The organism is Streptomyces sp. NPDC048420 (assembly GCF_040651535.1).
In the GTDB taxonomy this organism is placed as follows: domain Bacteria; phylum Actinomycetota; class Actinomycetes; order Streptomycetales; family Streptomycetaceae; genus Streptomyces.
In genome coordinates, this window is sequence record NZ_JBEZKG010000035.1 from 25,123 (window position 1) to 45,143 (window position 20,021).

The window sequence follows — 20,021 nt, forward strand, 5'->3', positions numbered from 1 at the left end:
GGACGGTTGTTCAGCCGTTGTTCAGTCTGTGAAACCCGTGTGCCGGGGAAGTTTCCGGTCTGGAACGATGGGCCCCATGAGCGCTGCAACCCCTCCCACCGAGCGCCGGGTCTCCGCCCGAGTCGGCGCGATCTCCGAGTCCGCCACCCTCGCCGTGGACGCCAAGGCCAAGGCCCTCAAGGCCGCCGGGCGTCCGGTGATCGGCTTCGGCGCCGGTGAACCGGACTTCCCGACCCCGGACTACATCGTCCAGGCCGCGATCGAGGCCTGCTCGAACCCGAAGTACCACCGCTACACGCCGGCCGGCGGCCTCCCCGAGCTGAAGTCCGCGATCGCCACGAAGACGCTGCGCGACTCGGGCTACGAGGTCGACGCGTCCCAGATCCTCGTCACCAACGGCGGCAAGCAGGCGATCTACGAGGCCTTCGCCGCGATCCTCGACCCGGGCGACGAGGTCATCGTCCCGGCGCCGTACTGGACCACGTACCCGGAGTCGATCCGGCTGGCCGGCGGTGTCCCGGTGGAGGTGGTCGCCGACGAGACGACCGGCTACCGGGTCTCCGTCGAGCAGCTGGAGGCGGCCCGCACCGAGAAGACGAAGGTCGTCCTCTTCGTCTCCCCCTCCAACCCGACCGGCGCCGTCTACAGCCAGGCCGACGCCGAGGCGATCGGCCGCTGGGCCGTCGAGCACGGCCTGTGGGTGCTGACCGACGAGATCTACGAGCACCTCGTCTACGGCGACGCGGAGTTCACCTCGCTGCCGGCGCTCCTGCCCGAGCTGCGCGACAAGTGCATCGTGGTCAACGGTGTCGCGAAGACGTACGCCATGACGGGCTGGCGGGTGGGCTGGATCATCGGCCCGAAGGACGTCGTCAAGGCCGCGACCAACCTCCAGTCGCACGCCACGTCCAACGTGTCGAACGTCGCCCAGGTCGCCGCCCTCGCCGCGGTCTCCGGCAACCTCGACGCGGTGGCGGAGATGCGCACGGCCTTCGACCGCCGTCGCAAGACGATCGTCCGCATGCTCAACGAGATCGACGGCGTGCTCTGCCCGGAGCCCGAGGGCGCCTTCTACGCCTACCCCTCGGTCAAGGACCTGCTCGGCAAGGAGATCCGCGGCAAGCGCCCGCAGGACACGGTCGAGCTGGCCGCGCTGATCCTGGAGGAGGCCGAGGTCGCGGTCGTCCCGGGCGAGGCCTTCGGCACGCCGGGCTACCTGCGGCTGTCGTACGCGCTGGGTGACGAGGATCTCGTCGAGGGCGTCTCGCGGATCCAGAAGCTGCTGGCGGAGGCGCGCGACTGAGGTCGCCGTACCGGAAGCACCGGAAGCACCCCCTCCTTGAGGGGGTGCTTTTTTGTGCGAGCAAGACCACTAAAGGGGAAAGTGGTACCGGGACGGCAGTGGCGTACGGCAGGATTCCGGAATGGAGCGTGTACGTGATGTCTCTGAGCTGCCGAAAGCCCATCTGCACCTGCACTTCACCGGCTCGATGCGCCCGGGGACGGTTCTGGAACTGGCCGACAAGTACGGCGTACGGCTGCCCGAGGCGCTGGTCGACGCACTGACCAGCGGGGAGCCGCCGAGGCTGCGGGCGACGGACGAGCGGGGCTGGTTCCGGTTCCAGCGGCTGTACGACGCCGCGCGGTCGTGCCTCAGAGAGCCCGAGGACATCCGGCGGCTGGTGCGGGAGGCCGCCGAGGAGGATGTGCGTGACGGTTCGGGGTGGCTGGAGATCCAGGTCGACCCGACGTCGTACGCGCCCCGGCTGGGCGGTCTCATCCCGGCGCTGGAGATCATCCTGGACGCGGTGGAGACGACCTCGCGCGAGACGGGGCTCGGGATGCGGGTGCTGGTGGCCGCGAACCGGATGAAGCACCCTCTGGACGCGCGGACGCTGGCCCGGCTCGCGGTGCGGTACGCGGACAAGGGCGTGGTCGGCTTCGGACTCTCGAACGACGAACGCCGGGGCATGGCGCGGGACTTCGACCGGGCGTTCCACATCGCGCGCGAGGGCGGGCTGCTGTCGGCGCCGCACGGCGGTGAGCTGGCCGGGCCGTCGTCGGTACGGGACTGTCTCGACGACCTGGACGCGAACCGGATCGGGCACGGGGTGCGCGCGGCGGACGACCCACGGCTGCTGAAGCGGCTGGCGGACCGGCAGGTGACGTGCGAGGTGTGTCCGGCCTCGAACGTGGCGCTCGGTGTGTACGAGAAGCATGAGGACGTCCCGCTGCGGAAGCTGTTCGAGGCCGGGGTGCCGATGGCGCTGGGCGCCGACGACCCGCTGCTGTTCGGGTCCCGGCTGGCCGCGCAGTACGAGATCGCCCGTCGGTATCACGGCTTCACGGACGTGGAGCTCGCGGAACTGGCCCGCCAGTCGGTACGGGCCTCGGCGGCCCCGGAGGACATGAAGACCAAGCTGCTGTCGGGAGTGGACGACTGGCTCAACGGCCCGGTCTCTTGACGCCTGGCTCCTTGGACGCAGGGTGTGCGTCAGGCCCGGGCGTCGGCGACCGAGATTCCGCCCAGCAGGGTCCCGACCAGCCGGCCCGCGAACTCCTCCACCGGCGGCCGTACGCCGTCCGCCGTGGCGTCGTACGCGAAGGCCCGCTGTGCGCAGGCGCCGAGCAGCAGGGAGGCGGCGGCGAAGGTGTCGGCGTCGGGGGTGACGCGGCCGATGGACTGCTCGGCCCTGAGGTAGGCGTCGAGCCACTCGATGGGCTTGTGCGGGCCTGATTCCATCTCGCGCATCGCGTCGTCGTGACGCCGCTTGAGCTGGGTCTCGGCGTACAGCGAGGCGGCGATCGGGAAGCTCTGCTCGTAGAAGAGGGCGGCCTGGCGGGCGATCTCGGTGAGGTTCTCGGCCAGGGGGCGGCGGCCCGGCTCGGCGGCGAGGTCGCGCAGGAGGGGGGCGAGTCTCGGCAGCCGTTCCGTGAGGACACGGATGAACACCTCCTCCTTGCTGGTGAAGTGCTTGTACAGCGCCGCCTCCGAGCAGCCGGCCGCCTTGGCGATCTCCTTGGTCGTGGCCCGGGCCAGCCCGACGGTGAGCATCAGTTCGTGGGCGGCGTCGAGGATGCGGACGCGGGCGGGGGCCGGCTTCGGCTCCATAACTGTTTCGTCCCCTTGAGTTCGGTGGCGGGCCTTGACGGGTGGGTGAGTGCTTACTCACTCTAGAGGAAGCAGGGGTGAGTGAACACTCACCCACCTACTTCGAGCATGGGAGCACCCATGAAGCTCACCGTTTTCGGCGCCACCGGGGGCATAGGGCGGGAGATCGTCCGCCAGGGCCTGGCCGCGGGCCACGAGGTCACCGCCGTCGTACGGGATCCCGCCCGGCTGACCGTCACGGGCGAGCGGCTGGAGGTGGTCCGCGCGGACCTCACCGACCCGCGGGTGCTGCGGCCCGCCGTGGCCGGGCGGGACGCGGTGCTGTCCGGGCTCGGCCCACGCGGCCGCAAGGACGCCGGGGTCGCCGCACGACTGACCCGGGTGATGCTGGCCGCCATGGAGGCGGAACAGGTCCGGCGGGTGCTCGTGGTCAGCGCGGCTCCGGTCGGGCCCGCGCCGGTGGACGACGGGCTCGTGGACCGGTGGATGCGGGGGATCGTGTCCGCCGTACTGAAGGACGTCTACGCCGATCTGAGCGAGATGGAGGCGGAGTTGGCGGCGGGCGCGACGGACTGGACCGCCGTACGTCCTCCTCGTCTGCAGGACAAGCCGCTGACCGGGTCGTACCGGACTGTCGTCGGGGGGTTTCCGGCACGGGGGCGGTTCATCTCGCGGGCGGATGTGGCGCACGCGATGTTGGGGATGGTGGGGGACGCGGGGGTGGTGAAGCAGGGGGTGGGGGTGGCGTACTGAGCGCCCTTTTGCCGGGGTTACAGGTTGACGCCGACCGTCACGGGTTCGTTGACCAGCGTGATGCCGAACGTGTCCCGTACGCCCGTCACGACCTCGCGGGCCAGGGCGAGGAGGTCCTCCGTGGTGGCGTCGCCCCGGTTGGTGAGGGCCAGGGTGTGCTTGGTGGAGATGCGGGCCGGGCCGGTGCCGTAGCCCTTGGTGAAACCGGCCCTGTCGATGAGCCAGGCCGCGGAGGTCTTGGTGTGGCCGTCGCCCGCGGGGTAGGCGGGGGGCTCGGTGTCCTCACCGAGGTGGCGCTTCACGCGCGCGTGGAACTCCGCGAACTGGGTGTCCGTCAGGATCGGGTTGGTGAAGAAGGAGCCTGCCGACCAGGTGTCGTGGTCGTCGGGGTCCAGGACCATGCCCTTGCTCGCGCGCAGCTTCAGGACGGTTGCGCGGGCGTCGGTGAGGGGGACGCGGTCGCCGGGTTCCACGCCGAGGGTGCGGGCGGTTTCGGCGTACTTGATCGGCGCGGAGAGGCCGTCGGCGTCTTCGAGGTCGAAGTGGACGCGCAGGACGACGTAACGGGTGGGGTCCTGCTTGAAGTGGCTGTGGCGGTAGGAGAAGCCGCAGTCGGCGTTGGTGAGGGTGACGGTTTCGCCGCTGTGGCGGTCGTAGGCGATGACCTCCGTGATGGTGGAGGACACCTCCTGGCCGTAGGCGCCGACGTTCTGGATGGGGGTCGCGCCCGCGGAACCGGGGATTCCGGCGAGGCACTCGATGCCGGCGAGTCCGGCCTCCACAGTGCGTTCGACGGCGTCGGTCCACACTTCGCCGGCGGCGAGCGTGAGGTGGGTGCCGGTGAGTTCGTAGCCCTTGGTGGCGACGACGAGCGCGGTGCCCTCGAACCCCTTGTCCCCGATGACGAGGTTGGACCCACCGCCGATGACGAGGAGCGGGGTGCCGTTGCTGTCGGCCTCGCGGACGACCTCGATCACCTCGGCGTCGGTCGTGGCGGTGACGAGGCGGGTGGCGGGGCCGCCGAGGCGGAAGGTGGTCAGGGGGGCGAGGGGGGCGTCGTGTCGTTCCTGCACGCGGTACAGCCTACGGGTGCCTCCGGCGGTTCGGCCGGGGTTCGGTTGTGGGTTGTCTGCGGGCCGGTGGGAGCTGGTGTTGTGCGCAGTTCCCCGCGCCCCCGGATGCCTGCGGGTTGCCTCCGGCGGTTGGGCGGGGTTCGGTTGTTGGTTGTCTGCGGGGTCGGTGGGGGCTGGTGTTGTGCGCAGTTCCCCGCGCCCCTGAGGTGCCTGCGGCGGCCCGTTGCGCCCCGGTGGGGCTTGTGTAGCGCGTGCGGTGTGTTGTGGGTCGGGGCCGGGGTGGGGGGTATCCGTCCTCGGTCCGGCGGCTCGGTCCCTGCAACAGGGCTCAGTAACGGACGCCGGCCGCTGCGGGCGGACACCCCCCACCCCGTCCCCTTTCCGCCGTACGCGGCAAACGGCCCATCGTGGCGCACGGCGCGGCGAACGGCCCGTCGCGGCGGGGGAGCGGGGAAGGGTCCGTGGTGGTGCGCGAGGTGGTCGGCGGTCCGTCGCGGCGCAGGCGACTGCACCTCCCTAGGGGCGCGGGGAACTGCGCGACCAGCCCCCCACCGGGCCGCGGCCGCCACACGGCATCGCGAGGCACTTCCCTGGGCGCCCGGCCCAAGCCGCGCAGCTGCCCGCGCGACCAGCCCCCACCGACCCGCACCCGCCCAACAACCGAACCCGGCACCCCCCTAGGCACCCGGCCCAAGCCCAGCGCAGCTGCCCCGCTCGCTCAGGCCGCGATCGTCTCCCGTGGCCGTGCCTCCTCGGCCGGCCTCGACACCGCACCCCGCTTCCGCGAGGGAATCAGCAGAGCCGCGACCCCGGCGACCGCCACCACCGCCGCCCCCGTGACCAGGGCAGGCTGTAGCCCGTCGACGAAGGACTGTCCGCTCTCTAGCCGCCCTGCGAGGAGAAGATCGACGCCATGACGGCGATCCCCAGCGCCCCGCCGACCTCACGGAGTGCGTTGTTGGCGCCGGACGCGATCCCCTGTTCCTCGGACCGCACGCTCGACATGACCAGGTTCGACGCCGGAGCGAAGAAGAGGGCCATGCCGATGCCGCTGAGGACGAGACCGGGAAGCTGCGCGGCGTAGGACGCGTCGACGGTGACCACGGATGCCATGTACGCGAGTCCCGCCGCCTGGAAGAAGAGCCCCGTGGCCACGACCGGCCGGCCCCCGATCCGGTCGGAGAGGATGCCCGCGACCGGTGCGACGAGCATCGGCATGCCGGTCCAGGGCAGCATCCGCAGGCCCGCCTCGGTGGGCGAGTAGCGGAGCACGCCCTGCATGTACTGGCTGAGCAGGAAGATCGAGCCGAACATGCCGAGGAACATCAGGAGGCTGGCCGCGTTGATGCCGGAGAAGGCCCGGGAGCGGAACAGTCGCATGGGCAGCATGGGGTTCTTGGCCCGCGTGCTGTAGAGGACGAAGGCCACCAGCAGCGCGGCGCCGGTGAACAGGGCGAGGAGGACCGGGGAGTCGGTCCAGCCGTCGGAGGGGCCGCGGACCAGGCCGTAGACGATGCCGAAGAGACCACCGCTGGCGAGCAGGGTGCCGGGGATGTCGAGGCGCGCACCGGTGCCGTGGGATTCGGCGAGGCGGAGGCGGGCGAGGGGGATGAGGGCGAGGCCGAGGGGGACGTTCAGCCAGAAGATCCACTGCCAGGAGATGTGTTCGGTGAGGGTGCCGCCGATGAGGGGCCCGGAGGCCACCGCGAGTCCGTTGACGGCGCCCCAGATGCCGTACGCCATCCCGCGCTTGGCGGCGGGGACCGCTGCCGTGAGGAGGGTGAGTGTGAGGGGCATCATGATCGCCGCGCCCACGCCCTGGACCGCGCGGGCGGCGATGAGGGAGTCGATGCCGGGGGCCAGGGCCGCGGCGGCGGACGCGCCGGTGAAGATCGTCAGGCCCGTGAGGAAGAGCCGGCGGCGGCCGAAGCGGTCGCCCAGGGCCGCGCCGGTCATGAGAAGGACCGCGAAGGTGAGGGTGTAGGCGCTGACGGTCCATTCCAGGTCGTGCAGCGCGCCGCCGAGGTCCTCACGGATGGAGGGCAACGCGGTGGTGACGACGAGGTTGTCGAGGGCCGCCATGAATCCGGCGACGCTGGTGATGACGAGGGCCCAGACGGCTCCCCCGCGACGTGCGGGTGGTGCGGAGTGCGTGGCTTGCTGTGACATCGCTCCCCCAGCGGGTGGTCGTTGCTTGGTTGATTAGTTATTGATTACTAAGTTCCATGGGCATGGAGAGGCACAGAAGACCGCCCCGCCCCCCTCAGTGCTCCAGCCGACCCTTGGTCCGGGCCGAAGGGTAGAGCCCTTCCCAGACCCGGTGCTCGGGCGGAAAGCCCATCGCCACCAGGCAGTTGACGAGCATTCCGTACGCCAGGAAGGTCGTCGTCTCGTCGATGTCGGCGCCGAGCGGCAGGTGGACGGTGTCCCACAGCCGCATCCAGCCGGCCCGCACCGCCTCACCGAACTCGTGGTCACCCTCCTGCTCGGCGGCCCCCACGGCGACGTACATCTGCATCTGCATCATCAGCACCTCGGGCCGCTCCGCGATGACCCGGGTGTACGCGTCCGCCATGGCATGCAGGGCTTCCTCGCCCTTCAGGCCTTCGGAGGCCTCCGCGAAGGTACTGATGGTGTCCTCCACACAGCGCTCGGAAGCCGCGAGGAAGATCGCCTTCTTGCCCGGGAAGAGCCGGAAGAGATACGGCTGCGAGACCCCGACCCGCTTGGCGATCGCCTCGGTCGACGTGCCGTGGTAGCCGCCGCGGGCGAACTCGGCCGTCGCCGCACGGATGACGCTCTCGCGCCTCTCTTCTGCACTCATCCTGGGCATGCGTAGCAAGTTAGTACTCAATCACTAACTTAGTCAAGCCGTTTCGGAACTTCCTCCCACCCGCCATCCGTTGTCGCAGGCAGGGGCCCTGATACACGTAAGGAGCGCCCCACAATGGAGAGCGCCCCTTACCTCGTGCGTGCATGCGCGCCTCAGGCCAGCCGTACGACCGCCCGCGACATCCCCAGCACCTTCTGGCCCGCACTGGTCGCTGTGAGGTCCACGCGGACCGTGTTGTCGTCGAGTTTGGCCCCGACCTTGCCGCTGACCTCGATCGTGGCGCCCTGGTCGTCGTTGGGGACGACGACCGGCCTGGTGAAGCGGACGCCGTACTCGACGACGGCGCCCGGGTCGCCGGTCCAGTCGGTGACCACGCGGATCGCCTCGGCCATGGTGAACATGCCGTGCGCGATGACGTCCGGGAGGCCCACCTCCTTGGCGAACTTCTCGTTCCAGTGGATGGGGTTGAAGTCCCCGGAGGCGCCCGCGTACTGGACGAGGGTGGCGCGGGTCACGGGGAAGGCCTGGGCGGGCAGCTCGGTGCCGACCTCGACGTCGGAGTAGGAGATCTTCGCCGTCATCTGCGTTCTCACGCCTCCTCTGCCGCGCGCGCGACGAGCTTGGTCCAGGCGGTCACGACGTGTTCGCCGGCCTCGTCGTGGACCTCACCGCGGATATCCAGGATGTCGTTGCCCGCCATGGACTTGATGGCCTCGATGGTTGAGGTGACGGTGAGCCGGTCGCCGGCGCGCACGGGGCGGACGTAGGCGAACTTCTGGTCGCCGTGCACCACGCGGCTGTAGTCCAGGCCGAGCTGCGGGTCCTGGACGACCTGTCCCGCGGCCTTGAAGGTGATGGAGAACACGAAGGTCGGCGGGGCGACGACGTCGGGGTGACCGAGTGCCTTGGCGGCCTCCGGGTCCGTGTACGCGGGGTTGGCGTCCCCCACCGCCTCGGCGAACTCGCGGATCTTCTCCCGGCCCACCTCATAGGGGTCGGTGGGCGGGTAGGTCCGCCCCACGAAGGACTGGTCGAGCGCCATGGGCCTCAGCACCTCCTGGTTGCTCTGCACTGTTCTACTGACCGGTATCGGGTCTCTCAACGACGCGAGGCCGCCCCCGATCTCTCGGGGACGGCCTCGTGTACGAGCCTGATTTATCGCGTTTCGCGGTGCGCGGTGTGCGCGTTGCAACGCGGGCAGTGCTTCTTCATCTCCAGTCGGTCCGGGTTGTTACGCCGGTTCTTCTTGGTGATGTAGTTCCGCTCCTTGCACTCCACGCAGGCCAGCGTGATCTTCGGGCGGACGTCGGTGGCAGCCACGTGAGTGCTCCTTGACGAACGGATAGGATGGTTTAACGCATAGAAGAGTAGCCGATCGAAGGACCGACCCCGCAATCGGCTACCGTCAGTAGCGGTGACCGGACTTGAACCGGTGACACAGCGATTATGAGCCGCTTGCTCTACCGACTGAGCTACACCGCTGTGATGTGATCGGCTCCCGTCTCGCGACGGGAACCTTCCACACCAGAGCCCCAATACGGAATCGAACCGTAGACCTTCTCCTTACCATGGAGACGCTCTACCGACTGAGCTATTGGGGCGAGCGATGAAGACATTACACGGTCCGCCGCCGTTCGCCCAAATCCGTTTCGTGGCGCCTCGCATGCCTTGATCCACGGGATTCCCGGAGGCCCCAGAGGCCTCTCCCGTACGGCGGACCACACCGGTACGACTATTGCGCTCCTCCCTGTGACGAGCGGATCACCGCCCTAGGCTCGACTCACTCTGCGTGATCTTGCGTCCCCTTGCGCGGTTCCGGCGGTTTCCGGGCTGGCGCAGCCCCCGAGCCCCTGGAGCGCGATGCCCGACAGCCAGCCGCAGCCGCACCACTCCTCGTCGTCCTCGTGGGGTGCCTCGTCGTCGGGCCGGTCCGAGGGGGCCGGTCTCCTGTTGTGCGGGGCGCGGCTCACCGACGGCCGGACCGTGGACGTACGGCTGGGCGGCGGGCGCATCGAGGCGGTCGGTACGGCCGGGAGTCTGGCCGTGGACGGCACACGCGCGCGTGGTGGACGCGTGGACCTCAGCGGCTATCTGCTGCTTCCGGCCCCGGCCGAGCCGCACGCCCACGCCGACACCGCGCTGTCGGCCGACGCCGAGGGTCCGCTCTGCCCCGACCCTCACGACATCCGGCGCCGGGCCACCGAGGCCGCCCTGCTCCAGCTCGGGCACGGCGCGACCGCGCTCAGGGCACACGTGCGCGTGGGTGACGTCCAGGGTCTTGGCGCGCTGGCCGCGGTCCTGCAGGCACGGCGTTCACTGCACGGGCTCACCGAGTTGACGGCGGTGGCGATGCCGCGCGTGCTGACCGGGGTGGCGGGGGCCGAGGGGCTCGCGATGCTGCGGGACGCGCTGAAGATGGGCGCCTCGGTGGTGGGCGGCTGTCCGGATCTCGACCCCGATCCGACGGGCTATGCGGAGGCGGTCCTGGAGGTCGCCTCCGAACACGGCTGCCCCGTCGACCTGCACACCGACGCCGCCGACCCGGCCCGGCTCGCCCGCCTCGCCGCCATGGCCGGCGGCCTGCGGCCCGGCGTGACCCTCGGCCCGTGCGCCGGCCTCGACCGGCTGCCCGCCGAGGCGGTGTCCCGGACCGCGGACCAGCTCGCGGCTGCGGGCGTTGCGGTGGTGTGCCTGCCGCAGGGCGGCTGCGCGGGCGTCGACCGGGGGGACACGGCCGACACGGCTCCGGTACGGCTGCTGCGCGCGGCCGGGGTCCGGGTGGCCGCCGGCAGCGGGGCGCTGCGGGACGTGTCCAACCCGGTGGGGCGTGGGGACCCGCTGGAGGCCGCCTATCTGCTCGCCTCCCGGTACGGGCTGCGCCCCGAGGACGCGTACGACACGGTGAGCGGGTCCGCGCGGGCGGTTCTCGGACTGCCCGAGGTGCGCGTGGAGGCGGGCTTTCCGGCAGAGTTGCTCGCGGTACGCGGCGACCGGCTGGCGAGCGCGCTGTCCCTGGCCTACAGCCGGATCGTGGTGCACCGGGGGCGCGTGGTGGCACGGACCAGCGCGGTGCGGGAGTACTGCAACTCGGCCGCGGCGGCGGAGTCGGGGCTGCCTCGGCAGGGGCGGGGCGAGGTGTCGTAGGGCTGGGTGTCGTAGGGCTGGGTGTCGTAGGGCTGGGTGTCGTAGGGCTGGGTGTCGTAGACCCGGCGTCAATGAAGCGTCCCCTGAGGCGCTCGGCTCCGGCCCGGTTCAGCAGAGGCGGCCTTTCCGTCGTACGGTCGAAGGCATGCGCATTGTCATCGCTGGTGGACATGGTCAGATCGCGCTGCGGCTGGAGCGACTGCTCGCCGCGCGCGGGGACGAGGTCGCGGGGATCATCCGTCGCGCGGAACAGGGCGACGACCTGCGGGACGCCGGTGCCGAACCGGTCCTGCTGGACCTGGAGTCGGCCTCGGTCGAGGAGGTCGCGGACCGTCTCCGGGGCGCGGACGCGGCGGTCTTCGCGGCGGGCGCGGGTCCGGGCAGTGGCGCGGCCCGCAAGGACACGGTGGACAAGGCCGCGGCGGTGCTGTTCGCGGACGCGGCGGTCCGGGCGGGCGTACGGCGCTTCCTGATCGTGTCGTCGATGGGCGCGGACCCGAAGCACGAGGGCGACGAGATCTTCGACGTGTACCTGCGCGCCAAGGGCGAGGCCGACGCCTATGTCAGCGGCCTGGACGCCCTGGACTGCACGGTTCTGCGTCCCGGCGCGCTCACGGACGACGCCGGCAAAGGTCTCGTACGCCTGGAGGCGCACACCGGGCGGGGCCCGGTCGCCCGCGACGACGTGGCCGCCGTGCTGGCGGAGTTGCTGGACACGCCCGCGACCGCCGGGCTGACGCTGGAGCTGATCGGCGGGTCCACGCCGGTGTCGGTGGCGGTGAAGTCGGTGGCGGGCAACTGACGATGGCCACCGAGGGGGTGCCGACCGCGCGGGAGGCGCTGCTGCGGCGGATGTACGAGGTCTTCGCGACGGACGAACGGGACGCCTTCGTACCGCATTGTCTGGCCCCGGACGTGGACTGGCCGAACATGCTGGACGGGGGCAGGCTGCACGGCCGTGAGGCGGTACGGGCGTACTGGGCACGGCAGTTCGCGGCGGGGCATCCCCTAGTACGGCTGGAGGGGCTGCGGTCGGACGGGGCGGCCGAGGCGGTCCATGTGACCGTACGGCTCGGGATGCGGGACGCGCGCGGTGAGCGGTGGGCCGAGGAGACCGTCGAGCATGTGTACTGGTTCGGCGAGGACGGGCTGGTGGCGCGGATGGACGTGCGGGCGGGGTCGTAGGGCGCGGGGAGGCTACGGGGGGGGCGGGGTCGTAAGCGTTGTGGGGCGCTCGGGAGACCGCGGCGAGCGGAGCCGCAGGACCTTCTCGTGGGACCGCGGCGGGCGGAGCCGCAGGACCCTCGCGAGACCGCGGCGGGCGGGTCGAGGTCGTTGCCGTTGCCGTTGCGGGCGGGTTAGAAGAGGGGCAGCTGACCGGGTACGACGGGGACTGTGTACCCGTCCAACGACGGCTGTGCCGCTCCGAGTTCCGCCTGTCTGCGGGAACCCGGGCAGGAGACCAGCTGACCTCTCTCGCGCGCCCCGGGCGGGTCGTGCCGGGCGAAGCGGCCTGCGACGACGGCGATCTCGCGACGGCATTCGGGGCAGAGCCTTCGGCGACTTGACATGCAGTCAGTGTGCCCCGAGCGGGCGGAATTCCTACGTCCGGATCGGCGGGCGTACCAGCGGGCGTCGCACGCTGGCGCGGCAACCCCGTACGACCCGTCGCTGCTCGAGAAGCACCGCCCACTGGCCCTGCCCGTCGAGATCGACGGTACCGGGACCACCTGGGTCCGGGTCGAACTGCGGCGGGGGGGGAGCATGAGTGCGCGGGACAGTGCGCGGCGCGGGGACCCCGCTGGGCGACGTGCTGGTCACACTGGTCGACGGGGCGGGCAACGTGATCGCCACGACCACGACCGACCATGACGGTGCGTACGCCTTCTCCGACCTCGACGGCGGCGCGAGCGGCGTCGGTGAGGGGCTCGGGCTCCGGCTCCGGCTCCGGCTCCGGCTCCGGCTCCGGGGTGGATGAGCACACGACATCGGACTGGCGCACGCTGGGGAGTCGTTGGCGGGGGCGGGTGGGCTTGGTCGGCGCTGGCTGGCACTGGTCGGGTGGTCGGCACTGGTCGGGCCGGGAGCGTCGTGGGGGGCGGGTGGGGCAGGGCGAGGCGGTTCGGCCCGGTTGCCCGCGGCGGGACGTGTACGGGACGTCTGCCGACCCGCGCCGGGGCGTGTTTCCGGGCGGCGAAGTAGTCCAGGGCCGCTGACTGCCGTACCGGCTGGGCCTCACGGGCCTGATCGCGGCCGTTCTGACTTCCCGGGCTCGGCGAGACACGTCATCCGAACCATCAAGTGAGCCTTTCTGAGTGATGTGCCCGGGACGGCAGCCCCAGGGCAACTGAGGCGAACTCGGTTCGGTTCTTCCTTCTCAGCCCAATTGCTCGGCCAGTCCGACGATGATGCCCTCGGGGCCGCGGACGTAGCAGAGCAGATAGCTGTCCTCGAACCGGGCGATCTCGCCGACGAGTTCGGCGCCGTGAGGGCGCAGGCGCGCAACGGTGTCCTTGATGTCGTCGACGGCGAACATGACGCGATGCGTGCCCAGGATGTTGTGCGGCCGGTTGCGCGGCCCGGCGCTGATCACCGCGGGGCTGCGGTACTTCGCCAGCTCGAGCCGGCTGTGACCGTCCGGGGTCCGGACCATCGCGACGTCACAGCGGACGCCGTCGAGTCCGGTGCACTGGTCGGCGAAGAGGCCCTCGACCTCCGCCCTGCCCTCCAGCTCCATACCGAGTTCCACGAAGAACGCGATGGCGGCGTCCAAGTCCTCGACGACGATGCCGACGTTGTCCATACGCTGAATCGCCATGCTGGTTTCTCCCTCTCTTCGCGCGGCCGGCAATGGCCGCTGATGTCCCTGGGACGGAGCCATTGGCACGTTCTCGACATCTCCGGACGGCCGACTCCGAAAAAACTGGACAGCGGCTCAGGTGAGATCCATCCGCACGTATCAACCCACCGCCGCCACGATGAGAGTGGCTCCCGTGTCCACGAGCGTGAGCACAGACAACCCCTGCGTCGCGACAACGACTCTCGTCAGCAGAACCGGGAGCGCGCGAACAGCCGGTTCGACGCAGCACTCCATGGGGAACGAATCGAACAGCGCGAGCAACGCAGAGACCCCCTCTCACCAGGTCATTAACCTGGTGAGAGGGGGTCTCTCTCAGCGTGGCGGCGCCAGGATTCGAACCTGGGAAGGCTGAGCCGGCAGATTTACAGTCTGCTCCCTTTGGCCGCTCGGGCACACCGCCGGGGTTTGCTGCCCTTCGAACCGTCTTTCGGCGGTGCTCCGTGGCAACGACGTAAACAATACCCGATGCCGAGGGGTGCTTCGCCACCCGATTGATCTGCGCCCGAAGGGCATGGGGTGACTAGGCTTGGGCGGATGCGGCCCGGGTTCACGCCGGGCTCGGCGCCCGCCCCCACGTCGCCGATACGCACCCGTACGCACGCCGATACGCACCCGGATACAAGGAGCCACAGGACATGGCCGACTCCAGTTTCGACATCGTCTCGAAGGTCGAGCGGCAGGAGGTCGACAACGCCCTCAACCAGGCCGCCAAGGAGATCTCGCAGCGCTACGACTTCAAGGGCGTGGGTGCCTCGATCTCGTGGTCCGGCGACAAGATCCTGATGGAGGCGAACTCCGAGGACCGGGTCAACGCCGTCCTCGATGTCTTCCAGTCCAAGCTGATCAAGCGCGGGATCTCGCTGAAGGCGCTCGACGCGGGCGAGCCGCAGCTCTCCGGCAAGGAGTACAAGATCTTCGCGTCGATCGAGGAAGGCATCTCCCAGGAGAACGCCAAGAAGGTCGCGAAGATCATCCGTGACGAGGGTCCGAAGGGCGTGAAGGCCCAGGTGCAGGGCGACGAGCTGCGGGTCAGCTCGAAGAGCCGGGACGACCTGCAGTCCATCATCGCCCTGCTGAAGGGCAAGGACTTCGACTTCGCGATCCAGTTCGTGAACTACCGCTGAACCGCTGATTCACCGATGTACGAGGAAGGGTGGGCACCTGGCTGGTGCCCTCCCTTCTCGCCTGCTGGCTGCGGTTCGGGGGTGTGCTCAGTCGCGCGAGTTGCCGAACAGAAGACGGTAGGCGATCAGGAGCACGAGTGAACCGCCGATCGCGGCGGCCCAGGTGGCCCCGTCGTAGAAGCTCTTGGTGACCGGATGGTCCAGCCAACGGGCCGATATCCAGCCGCCGATGAAGGCGCCCGCGACACCGATGAGGGTCGTCCCGAGGATGCCGCCCGGGTCGCGGCCAGGCAGCAGGAACTTGGCGATGGCTCCGGCCAACAGTCCGAGGATGATCCAGCCGATGATGCTCATGCCCTGAACCTGCCCTTCCGCGCTGTGCCCGCACTGTCCGGCGACTGTGATCTTCGTCCCGGCAGACTCTGCGGGTGTGTCCATGCGCATGGGTCGTACGGCGTACTCGTACGACGTTCTCGTGCGGCCTGCATGGGGTGTTCGTCGAGCGGGTGTTCGTGTCGTGTTGCTGAAGAGGACGTCAGGACCGCGCCCCCTGGTTGCACCGGATCAGTAGGGTGCGGCGCATGACGCAATCCGGTGCCGAACTCCGGCGCACGCTGGGAGTGGGTGACGCCGTCGTCATCGGGCTCGGCTCGATGATCGGCGCGGGCATCTTCGCCGCCCTCGGTCCGGCCGCACGCGCCGCCGGGTCCGGGCTGCTGCTCGGGCTCGCGGTCGCCGCAGTGGTCGCCTACTGCAATGCCACCTCCTCGGCCCGGCTGGCCGCCCTTTATCCCGCCTCCGGCGGCACGTATGTGTACGGGCGGGAACGGCTCGGCCCGTTCTGGGGTTATCTCGCGGGCTGGTCGTTCGTGGTCGGGAAGACAGCCTCCTGTGCGGCGATGGCGCTGACGGTGGGGGCGTACGTCTGGCCGGGCCAGGCCCATGCCGTGGCCGTCGCGGCCGTGGTGGCGCTGACCGCGGTGAACTACGGCGGGATCCAGAAGTCCGCCTGGATGACCCGGGCGATCGTGGCGGTGGTCCTCGCTGTCCTCGCTTCCGTGGTGGTCGTGTGTCTGGGGTCCGGCATGTCCGAGGCCCGCCGGCTGGATGCCGGGGTCTCCGGCGGCGTGGGCGGGGTGCTGCAGGCGGCGGGTCTGCTGTTCTTCGCGTTCGCGGGGTACGCGCGCATCGCGACCCTCGGTGAGGAGGTGCGGGATCCGGCGCGCACCATCCCCCGCGCGATCCCCCTCGCCCTGGGCATCACGCTCGTCGTATATGCGGGTGTGGCGGTGGCTGTCCTTTCCGTGCTGGGTGCTGATGCTCTGGGTCGTGCGGACGCGCCGCTGACCGAGGCGGTGCGGGCCGCTGGGGTGCCGGGGCTCGTGCCGGTGGTGCGGGTGGGTGCCGCCGTGGCCGCACTCGGTTCGCTGCTCGCCCTGATCCTGGGTGTCTCACGTACGACGCTGGCCATGGCTCGGGACCGGCATCTGCCCGCCCCGCTGTCCGCCGTGCACCCGCGCTTCCAGGTACCGCACCGGGCCGAACTCGCCGTGGGCGCGGTGGTCGCGGTCCTCGCCGCCACGGTGGACGTGCGGGGTGCGATCGGGTTCTCCTCCTTCGGAGTGCTCGCGTACTACGCGGTGGCCAACGCATCGGCCTGGACGTTGAGTTCGGCTCCAACGGCCCGGTGGGTGCCGGTGGTGGGGCTGCTCGGGTGTGTGGTGTTGGCCTTCGCGCTGCCGGGGGTCTCGGTGGTTGTGGGCGCGGCGGTGCTGGCCGTGGGGGCGGCCGCGTATGGCGTACGGAAGTGGTGGGCGGCGCGTTAGTCGTCAACGGTCCGCCCCTGGATGCGCTTTGCCGTCAGCGGCTCAGCTCTTGGAGGGGCTTTCAGGACGCCCGCGCCGACGGCGCCGTGCGTATCCGGAACTCCTCCCAAGGGGCCATCTCCAGCTCCTCGTTCAACTCCTCGTACCAGCCCGTGCCGTCGACCCAGGCGCTCAGCCATGCCGTGAGGTTGGGGGAGTCCACGAACCAGGAGTGGTCGCAGTCGCCGGCGTTCGGTTCGAAGAGCAGGACGGGGGCTTCCGGGCTGTGGCAGTCCACGCACGCGTACATCGCGCAGCCCCAGTGGGATATCGGCAGAACGCCCTCGGGCCAGGGCCAGTCGGGGTCCTTGCGGCCGCTTTTGCGGTTGGCGAGGTACTGCACCACGGCGGCGGGCTCACCGGCCGGAGCGCTGTCGAGCAGGGGCAAGAGGCCGTACTCCGGGCCGAATCCGCCGTCCCCTATGCGCAGGTAGAGGTCGGCGAGCAGGGGTGGCAGGCGGAAGCCCAGGGCGGCCTCGGCGCGGGTGAGGGTGGCCGCGTCCACGGGCTCGGGGAGGGAGGTCCAGCCCCACGGAGGGGTGTTGCGGGCCTTGTCCGCCACCCGTGCCAGCAACTGCTCGCTCTCGGTCATGCATTCATGATGCAGGGCCGCACTGACAGTCGGGCAAGCCTGTGGACAACCGCCGGGTTGTGGAAAACCTCGGGTCAGACGAGACGGACGGCCACGCGGTTCTCGGTGAGGAACGTGAGGAGTTCGTCGAAGGTCGGCGGGCGGTGGGCGGTTTCCGGGGTGACGCCCAGGCATCGGCGGGCCACTTCGGAATCGTGCCAGGCCAGGCTGAAGGGCGGGGTCGCGCCCCAGCGCCCCCTCAGGCAGTCGTTCAGGGCGTCCACTCCCCAGCCGAAGTAGCCGCCGGGGCCGTTGACCGACTCCCCCAGGGCGCAGAAGAAGCCGGGCAGGTCGGTGATGTGGCGGCCGTCGAGGTGGTACGTCGTGCCCGGCGGCCGGTCCGTGCGGTCGTACTCATGGTTGTCGAGAGCTGTCCTGAGCCAGAACCGGCGTCCTTCAGTGCCGCACCGTGCCCAGCGGTTGGGTTCCACGGGGCGTCCCTCTCCCCACAGCTCCCAGACTTCCCGGGCCGCGAGCGGTGGCCGCTCCGTCCACATGTCGAGAGTGAGGTCGACCAGGCCGGGGCCGCGAGCGGACGGGATCCAGGCCCGCAACTCGCCCTCGGCGGCGAGCTGCACGGGACGGCCGGAGGAGTCGACGCGCAGGAGCTTCGCGTGGCCGAGGTCCTCCTCCCCGGAGCTCAACGCGGCCTTCAGGGCACCCCGTGGAGAGCAGCCGAGCAGACGCAGCGGTGGTTCCATCGGGTCGTCCCGACGCTCGCGTACACGGGCCAGGTCGCGGCACGTGCCGTACGGTCCGCCGTCCGGGCCCGACAGCCGGTAGCCCGGCGACAGCGGCGGGCACCTCGGGTAGTCGTACGGGTTGTCGTCGGGTTCGGTGCCTTCGATCGTGACGTCCCGAAGGGTCAGGTCACGGGTGCAGGGACGGTCGCCGAGGACCCGGACGTCTTCCAGGTACCACTCGCCGACCGCTGTACCGGCCTTGTCCAGGATCTCCAGGGTCAGGGCACCGAGGGGTGCCGAGCCCGTGGGAAGCGCGTGGGCGAGGGCTTCGTCCAGGACACCCTCGGGCACGCAGCCTAGGAGTTCGTACGTCTCCCGGACCGGAGGAGGCGGGTCGGCGAAGAGATCGGTGACGTCCTCGCACAGGGCCCATGTCTCCTCGTGGCCCTCCTCGCCCTCGGGTTCGGATTCCTGGTCGCACGACAGCAGGACGTACTTCGGTGCCCCCACTCCCCCGGCCCGCCTGTCAGCGGGTCGCGAACGGCTCGTCCGTGGGGACGATCTCGCGGCCCAGTGGGAACAGGGACACGGGGATCAGCTTGAAGTTGGCGACGCCGAACGGGATGCCGATGATCGTGACGCAGAGGACGAGGCCCGTGGCGATGTGGCCCAGGGCCAGCCACCAGCCGGCGAGGACCAGCCACAGGACGTTGCCGACGCAGGAGGGTGCGCCAGCGTCCCGGCGCTCGACCGTGGTGTACCCGAAGGGCCACAGGGCGTAGACGCCGATGCGGAAGGCCGCCAGGCCGAACGGGATGCCGATAATCGTGATGCAGAGCAGCGCGCCCGCGGCCAGGTACGCGAGGAACAGCCAGAAGCCGCTCAGGACGAGCCAAATGACGTTCAGGATGGTTTTCACTGGGGGCGACCTGCCATCTTCTCGAGCCGGGCGATGCGCTCCGCCATGGGCGGGTGCGTCGAGAACATCTTGGACAGTCCTTGGCCTGGGCGGAAGGGGTTCGCGATCATCATGTGGCTCGCGGTCTCGATGCGCGGCTCGGGGGGCAACGGCAGCTGCTTGGTGCCCATTTCGAGCTTGCGCAGGGCGCTGGCGAGCGCGAGGGGGTCGCCGGTGAGCTGGGCGCCGGACGCGTCCGCCTCGTACTCCCTGGAGCGGCTGATGGCCATCTGGATGAGGGTGGCCGCCAGCGGCCCGAGGATCATGATCATCAACATGCCGAGGAGGCCGGGGCCGTCATCGTCGTCGGAGCGGCCGATCGGGATCAGCCAGGCGAAGTTGACGAGGAACATGATCACGGAGGCGAGGGCGCCGGCGACCGACGAGATCAGGATGTCGCGGTTGTAGACATGGCTGAGTTCGTGACCGATGACACCGCGCAGCTCCCGTTCGTCCAGCATCCGCAGGATGCCGTCGGTGCAGCACACGGCGGCATTGCGTGGATTGCGGCCGGTCGCGAAGGCGTTGGGCGCCTCGGTCGGCGAGATGTACAGGCGCGGCATGGGCTGGCGGGCCTGGGTGGAGAGCTCGCGGACCAGGCGGTACAGGGCCGGGGCCTCGAACTCGCTCACCGGGCGGGCGCGCATCGCGCGTAGAGCCAGCTTGTCGCTGTTCCAGTACGCGTACGCGTTGGTGCCCAGCGCGATCAGGACAGCCACAACCAGCCCCATGCGGCCGAAGAAGCTGCCGATGACGATGATGAGTGCGGACAGTCCCCCGAGGAGGACTGCGGTCCTGAGCCCGTTGTGCCGGCGGTGCACGGTACGCCCTCCAAGTGGTGCAGCAGGGGAACCCTTTGCTTGCTGGTCTCCGATGTCTTCCGATGCCACCGGTCCGTGGTGCCACGTCCAGTGGACCTTCCCGTCTTGCTCAACGCGAGGCGAGGGCCACTAGTTCCCTTGTGCGTACGGAGGCCCAGGTGGGC

At 70.3% G+C, this 20,021-nt stretch carries 21 protein-coding genes, 3 tRNA genes and 2 pseudogenes; 9 read left to right on the plus strand and 17 right to left on the minus strand.

All coding sequences use genetic code 11. The features are described 5' to 3' along the window. Positions 1-76 precede the first annotated feature (76 nt). Both AB0D34_RS41425 and AB0D34_RS41430 read left to right on the plus strand, forming a co-directional pair. Positions 77-1,303, plus strand: coding sequence for a pyridoxal phosphate-dependent aminotransferase (locus AB0D34_RS41425; RefSeq protein ID WP_362671921.1), 1,227 nt, complete (start codon positions 77-79; stop codon positions 1,301-1,303). A 121-nt stretch (positions 1,304-1,424) separates the two neighbouring features. Continuing rightward, positions 1,425-2,465 (plus strand): adenosine deaminase, encoded by a 1,041-nt coding sequence (locus tag AB0D34_RS41430; RefSeq protein WP_362671923.1) that lies wholly within the window; start codon positions 1,425-1,427, stop codon positions 2,463-2,465. A 29-nt stretch (positions 2,466-2,494) separates the two neighbouring features. Here AB0D34_RS41430 and AB0D34_RS41435 read toward each other — a convergent pair whose 3' ends face one another. After that, complete coding sequence (locus AB0D34_RS41435) at positions 2,495-3,112, minus strand: helix-turn-helix domain-containing protein (protein ID WP_362671925.1); 618 nt, start codon at positions 3,110-3,112, stop codon at positions 2,495-2,497. Between the two features lie 120 nt (positions 3,113-3,232). On the opposite strand from AB0D34_RS41435, the gene AB0D34_RS41440 reads away from it, so the two are divergent. After that, a complete protein-coding gene (locus AB0D34_RS41440) occupies positions 3,233-3,865 on the plus strand; it encodes an NAD(P)H-binding protein (RefSeq protein ID WP_362671927.1) in 633 nt (210 codons plus the stop codon). Positions 3,866-3,882: 17 nt separating this feature from the next. Here AB0D34_RS41440 and AB0D34_RS41445 read toward each other — a convergent pair whose 3' ends face one another. The 8 genes and pseudogenes from AB0D34_RS41445 to AB0D34_RS41480 all read right to left on the minus strand — a co-directional run bounded on the left by AB0D34_RS41445 (position 3,883) and on the right by AB0D34_RS41480 (position 9,372). Beyond that, entirely contained in the window at positions 3,883-4,938 is a 1,056-nt protein-coding gene (locus AB0D34_RS41445) for a UDP-N-acetylmuramate dehydrogenase (RefSeq protein ID WP_362671929.1), read from the minus strand. Between the two features lie 718 nt (positions 4,939-5,656). Then, positions 5,657-7,107, minus strand: a pseudogene (locus AB0D34_RS41450) (DHA2 family efflux MFS transporter permease subunit). A gap of 94 nt (positions 7,108-7,201) precedes the next feature. After that, positions 7,202-7,771 (minus strand): TetR/AcrR family transcriptional regulator, encoded by a 570-nt coding sequence (locus tag AB0D34_RS41455; RefSeq protein WP_362671931.1) that lies wholly within the window; start codon positions 7,769-7,771, stop codon positions 7,202-7,204. 152 nt (positions 7,772-7,923) lie between these two features. After that, positions 7,924-8,352, minus strand: a complete 429-nt coding sequence (locus AB0D34_RS41460) for a MaoC family dehydratase (protein WP_362672021.1) — start codon at positions 8,350-8,352, stop codon at positions 7,924-7,926. Positions 8,353-8,360: 8 nt separating this feature from the next. Then, complete coding sequence (locus AB0D34_RS41465) at positions 8,361-8,813, minus strand: MaoC family dehydratase N-terminal domain-containing protein (protein WP_362671934.1); 453 nt, start codon at positions 8,811-8,813, stop codon at positions 8,361-8,363. Positions 8,814-8,926: 113 nt separating this feature from the next. After that, on the minus strand, positions 8,927-9,091 hold the full coding sequence (gene rpmG / locus AB0D34_RS41470; RefSeq protein WP_003948671.1) for a 50S ribosomal protein L33: 165 nt from the start codon (positions 9,089-9,091) through the stop codon (positions 8,927-8,929). 89 nt (positions 9,092-9,180) lie between these two features. Beyond that, a tRNA-Met gene (locus AB0D34_RS41475) sits at positions 9,181-9,253 on the minus strand. Between the two features lie 46 nt (positions 9,254-9,299). After that, positions 9,300-9,372, minus strand: a tRNA-Thr gene (locus tag AB0D34_RS41480). A 259-nt stretch (positions 9,373-9,631) separates the two neighbouring features. Here AB0D34_RS41480 and AB0D34_RS41485 point away from each other — a divergent pair. The 3 genes from AB0D34_RS41485 (at position 9,632) to AB0D34_RS41495 (ending at position 12,100) form a co-directional block, all read left to right on the plus strand. Beyond that, positions 9,632-10,915, plus strand: a complete 1,284-nt coding sequence (locus AB0D34_RS41485) for an amidohydrolase family protein (RefSeq protein WP_362671937.1) — start codon at positions 9,632-9,634, stop codon at positions 10,913-10,915. 145 nt (positions 10,916-11,060) lie between these two features. Then, complete coding sequence (locus AB0D34_RS41490) at positions 11,061-11,717, plus strand: NAD(P)H-binding protein (RefSeq protein ID WP_362671939.1); 657 nt, start codon at positions 11,061-11,063, stop codon at positions 11,715-11,717. A gap of 2 nt (positions 11,718-11,719) precedes the next feature. Continuing rightward, positions 11,720-12,100, plus strand: coding sequence for a nuclear transport factor 2 family protein (locus AB0D34_RS41495; protein ID WP_362671942.1), 381 nt, complete (start codon positions 11,720-11,722; stop codon positions 12,098-12,100). Between the two features lie 173 nt (positions 12,101-12,273). Here AB0D34_RS41495 and AB0D34_RS41500 read toward each other — a convergent pair whose 3' ends face one another. Continuing rightward, a complete protein-coding gene (locus tag AB0D34_RS41500) occupies positions 12,274-12,486 on the minus strand; it encodes a hypothetical protein (protein WP_078616641.1) in 213 nt (70 codons plus the stop codon). Between the two features lie 109 nt (positions 12,487-12,595). On the opposite strand from AB0D34_RS41500, the pseudogene AB0D34_RS41505 reads away from it, so the two are divergent. Further along, positions 12,596-12,821, plus strand: a pseudogene (locus AB0D34_RS41505) (SdrD B-like domain-containing protein); the annotation flags it as partial. A 471-nt stretch (positions 12,822-13,292) separates the two neighbouring features. Here AB0D34_RS41505 and AB0D34_RS41510 read toward each other — a convergent pair. Together AB0D34_RS41510 and AB0D34_RS41515 are read right to left on the minus strand one after the other, a co-directional pair. Beyond that, positions 13,293-13,733 (minus strand): VOC family protein, encoded by a 441-nt coding sequence (locus AB0D34_RS41510; protein ID WP_362671944.1) that lies wholly within the window; start codon positions 13,731-13,733, stop codon positions 13,293-13,295. Between the two features lie 360 nt (positions 13,734-14,093). After that, positions 14,094-14,175, minus strand: a tRNA-Tyr gene (locus AB0D34_RS41515). Positions 14,176-14,410: 235 nt separating this feature from the next. Between AB0D34_RS41515 and AB0D34_RS41520 the strand changes: the two genes are divergently transcribed. After that, positions 14,411-14,899 (plus strand): YajQ family cyclic di-GMP-binding protein, encoded by a 489-nt coding sequence (locus tag AB0D34_RS41520; protein ID WP_306977604.1) that lies wholly within the window; start codon positions 14,411-14,413, stop codon positions 14,897-14,899. A gap of 87 nt (positions 14,900-14,986) precedes the next feature. On the opposite strand, the gene AB0D34_RS41525 is transcribed toward AB0D34_RS41520, so the two are convergent. Then, positions 14,987-15,253, minus strand: coding sequence for a GlsB/YeaQ/YmgE family stress response membrane protein (locus tag AB0D34_RS41525; RefSeq protein ID WP_362671947.1), 267 nt, complete (start codon positions 15,251-15,253; stop codon positions 14,987-14,989). Positions 15,254-15,480: 227 nt separating this feature from the next. Here AB0D34_RS41525 and AB0D34_RS41530 point away from each other — a divergent pair, with 227 nt between their 5' ends. Next, positions 15,481-16,725 (plus strand): APC family permease, encoded by a 1,245-nt coding sequence (locus tag AB0D34_RS41530; RefSeq protein ID WP_362671950.1) that lies wholly within the window; start codon positions 15,481-15,483, stop codon positions 16,723-16,725. A 61-nt stretch (positions 16,726-16,786) separates the two neighbouring features. On the opposite strand, the gene AB0D34_RS41535 is transcribed toward AB0D34_RS41530, so the two are convergent. From AB0D34_RS41535 to htpX, 4 genes are all read right to left on the minus strand, one after another. Next, on the minus strand, positions 16,787-17,356 hold the full coding sequence (locus tag AB0D34_RS41535; RefSeq protein WP_362671953.1) for an SMI1/KNR4 family protein: 570 nt from the start codon (positions 17,354-17,356) through the stop codon (positions 16,787-16,789). A 74-nt stretch (positions 17,357-17,430) separates the two neighbouring features. Then, the gene (locus AB0D34_RS41540; RefSeq protein WP_362671956.1) at positions 17,431-18,588 is read right to left on the minus strand and encodes a barstar family protein; all 1,158 of its coding nucleotides are present in this window, start codon (positions 18,586-18,588) and stop codon (positions 17,431-17,433) included. Between the two features lie 16 nt (positions 18,589-18,604). Further along, positions 18,605-18,997 carry a YccF domain-containing protein gene (locus AB0D34_RS41545; protein WP_362671959.1) on the minus strand — a complete coding sequence of 131 codons (393 nt, stop codon included), beginning with the start codon at positions 18,995-18,997 and terminating at the stop codon, positions 18,605-18,607. Further along, positions 18,994-19,857, minus strand: a complete 864-nt coding sequence (gene htpX / locus AB0D34_RS41550; RefSeq protein ID WP_362671962.1) for a zinc metalloprotease HtpX — start codon at positions 19,855-19,857, stop codon at positions 18,994-18,996. The genes AB0D34_RS41545 and htpX overlap by 4 nt, the downstream gene beginning before the upstream one ends. Positions 19,858-20,021: the final 164 nt, after the last annotated feature.

What these genes read in the sequence shown, in the direction of transcription:
- AB0D34_RS41430 (WP_362671923.1), top strand. Translation starts at nt 1,425, where the DNA reads ATGGAGCGTGTACGTGATGTCTCTGAGCTGCCGAAAGCCCATCTGCAC.
- AB0D34_RS41490 (WP_362671939.1), top strand. Translation starts at nt 11,061, where the DNA reads ATGCGCATTGTCATCGCTGGTGGACATGGTCAGATCGCGCTGCGGCTG.
- AB0D34_RS41500 (WP_078616641.1), bottom strand. Translation starts at nt 12,486, where the DNA reads ATGTCAAGTCGCCGAAGGCTCTGCCCCGAATGCCGTCGCGAGATCGCC.
- AB0D34_RS41485 (WP_362671937.1), top strand. Translation starts at nt 9,632, where the DNA reads ATGCCCGACAGCCAGCCGCAGCCGCACCACTCCTCGTCGTCCTCGTGG.
- AB0D34_RS41435 (WP_362671925.1), bottom strand. Translation starts at nt 3,112, where the DNA reads ATGGAGCCGAAGCCGGCCCCCGCCCGCGTCCGCATCCTCGACGCCGCC.
- AB0D34_RS41535 (WP_362671953.1), bottom strand. Translation starts at nt 17,356, where the DNA reads ATGACCGAGAGCGAGCAGTTGCTGGCACGGGTGGCGGACAAGGCCCGC.
- AB0D34_RS41495 (WP_362671942.1), top strand. Translation starts at nt 11,720, where the DNA reads ATGGCCACCGAGGGGGTGCCGACCGCGCGGGAGGCGCTGCTGCGGCGG.
- AB0D34_RS41440 (WP_362671927.1), top strand. Translation starts at nt 3,233, where the DNA reads ATGAAGCTCACCGTTTTCGGCGCCACCGGGGGCATAGGGCGGGAGATC.
- AB0D34_RS41520 (WP_306977604.1), top strand. Translation starts at nt 14,411, where the DNA reads ATGGCCGACTCCAGTTTCGACATCGTCTCGAAGGTCGAGCGGCAGGAG.
- AB0D34_RS41525 (WP_362671947.1), bottom strand. Translation starts at nt 15,253, where the DNA reads ATGAGCATCATCGGCTGGATCATCCTCGGACTGTTGGCCGGAGCCATC.
- AB0D34_RS41465 (WP_362671934.1), bottom strand. Translation starts at nt 8,813, where the DNA reads ATGGCGCTCGACCAGTCCTTCGTGGGGCGGACCTACCCGCCCACCGAC.
- AB0D34_RS41510 (WP_362671944.1), bottom strand. Translation starts at nt 13,733, where the DNA reads ATGGCGATTCAGCGTATGGACAACGTCGGCATCGTCGTCGAGGACTTG.
- AB0D34_RS41460 (WP_362672021.1), bottom strand. Translation starts at nt 8,352, where the DNA reads ATGACGGCGAAGATCTCCTACTCCGACGTCGAGGTCGGCACCGAGCTG.
- AB0D34_RS41455 (WP_362671931.1), bottom strand. Translation starts at nt 7,771, where the DNA reads ATGCCCAGGATGAGTGCAGAAGAGAGGCGCGAGAGCGTCATCCGTGCG.
- AB0D34_RS41530 (WP_362671950.1), top strand. Translation starts at nt 15,481, where the DNA reads ATGACGCAATCCGGTGCCGAACTCCGGCGCACGCTGGGAGTGGGTGAC.
- AB0D34_RS41425 (WP_362671921.1), top strand. Translation starts at nt 77, where the DNA reads ATGAGCGCTGCAACCCCTCCCACCGAGCGCCGGGTCTCCGCCCGAGTC.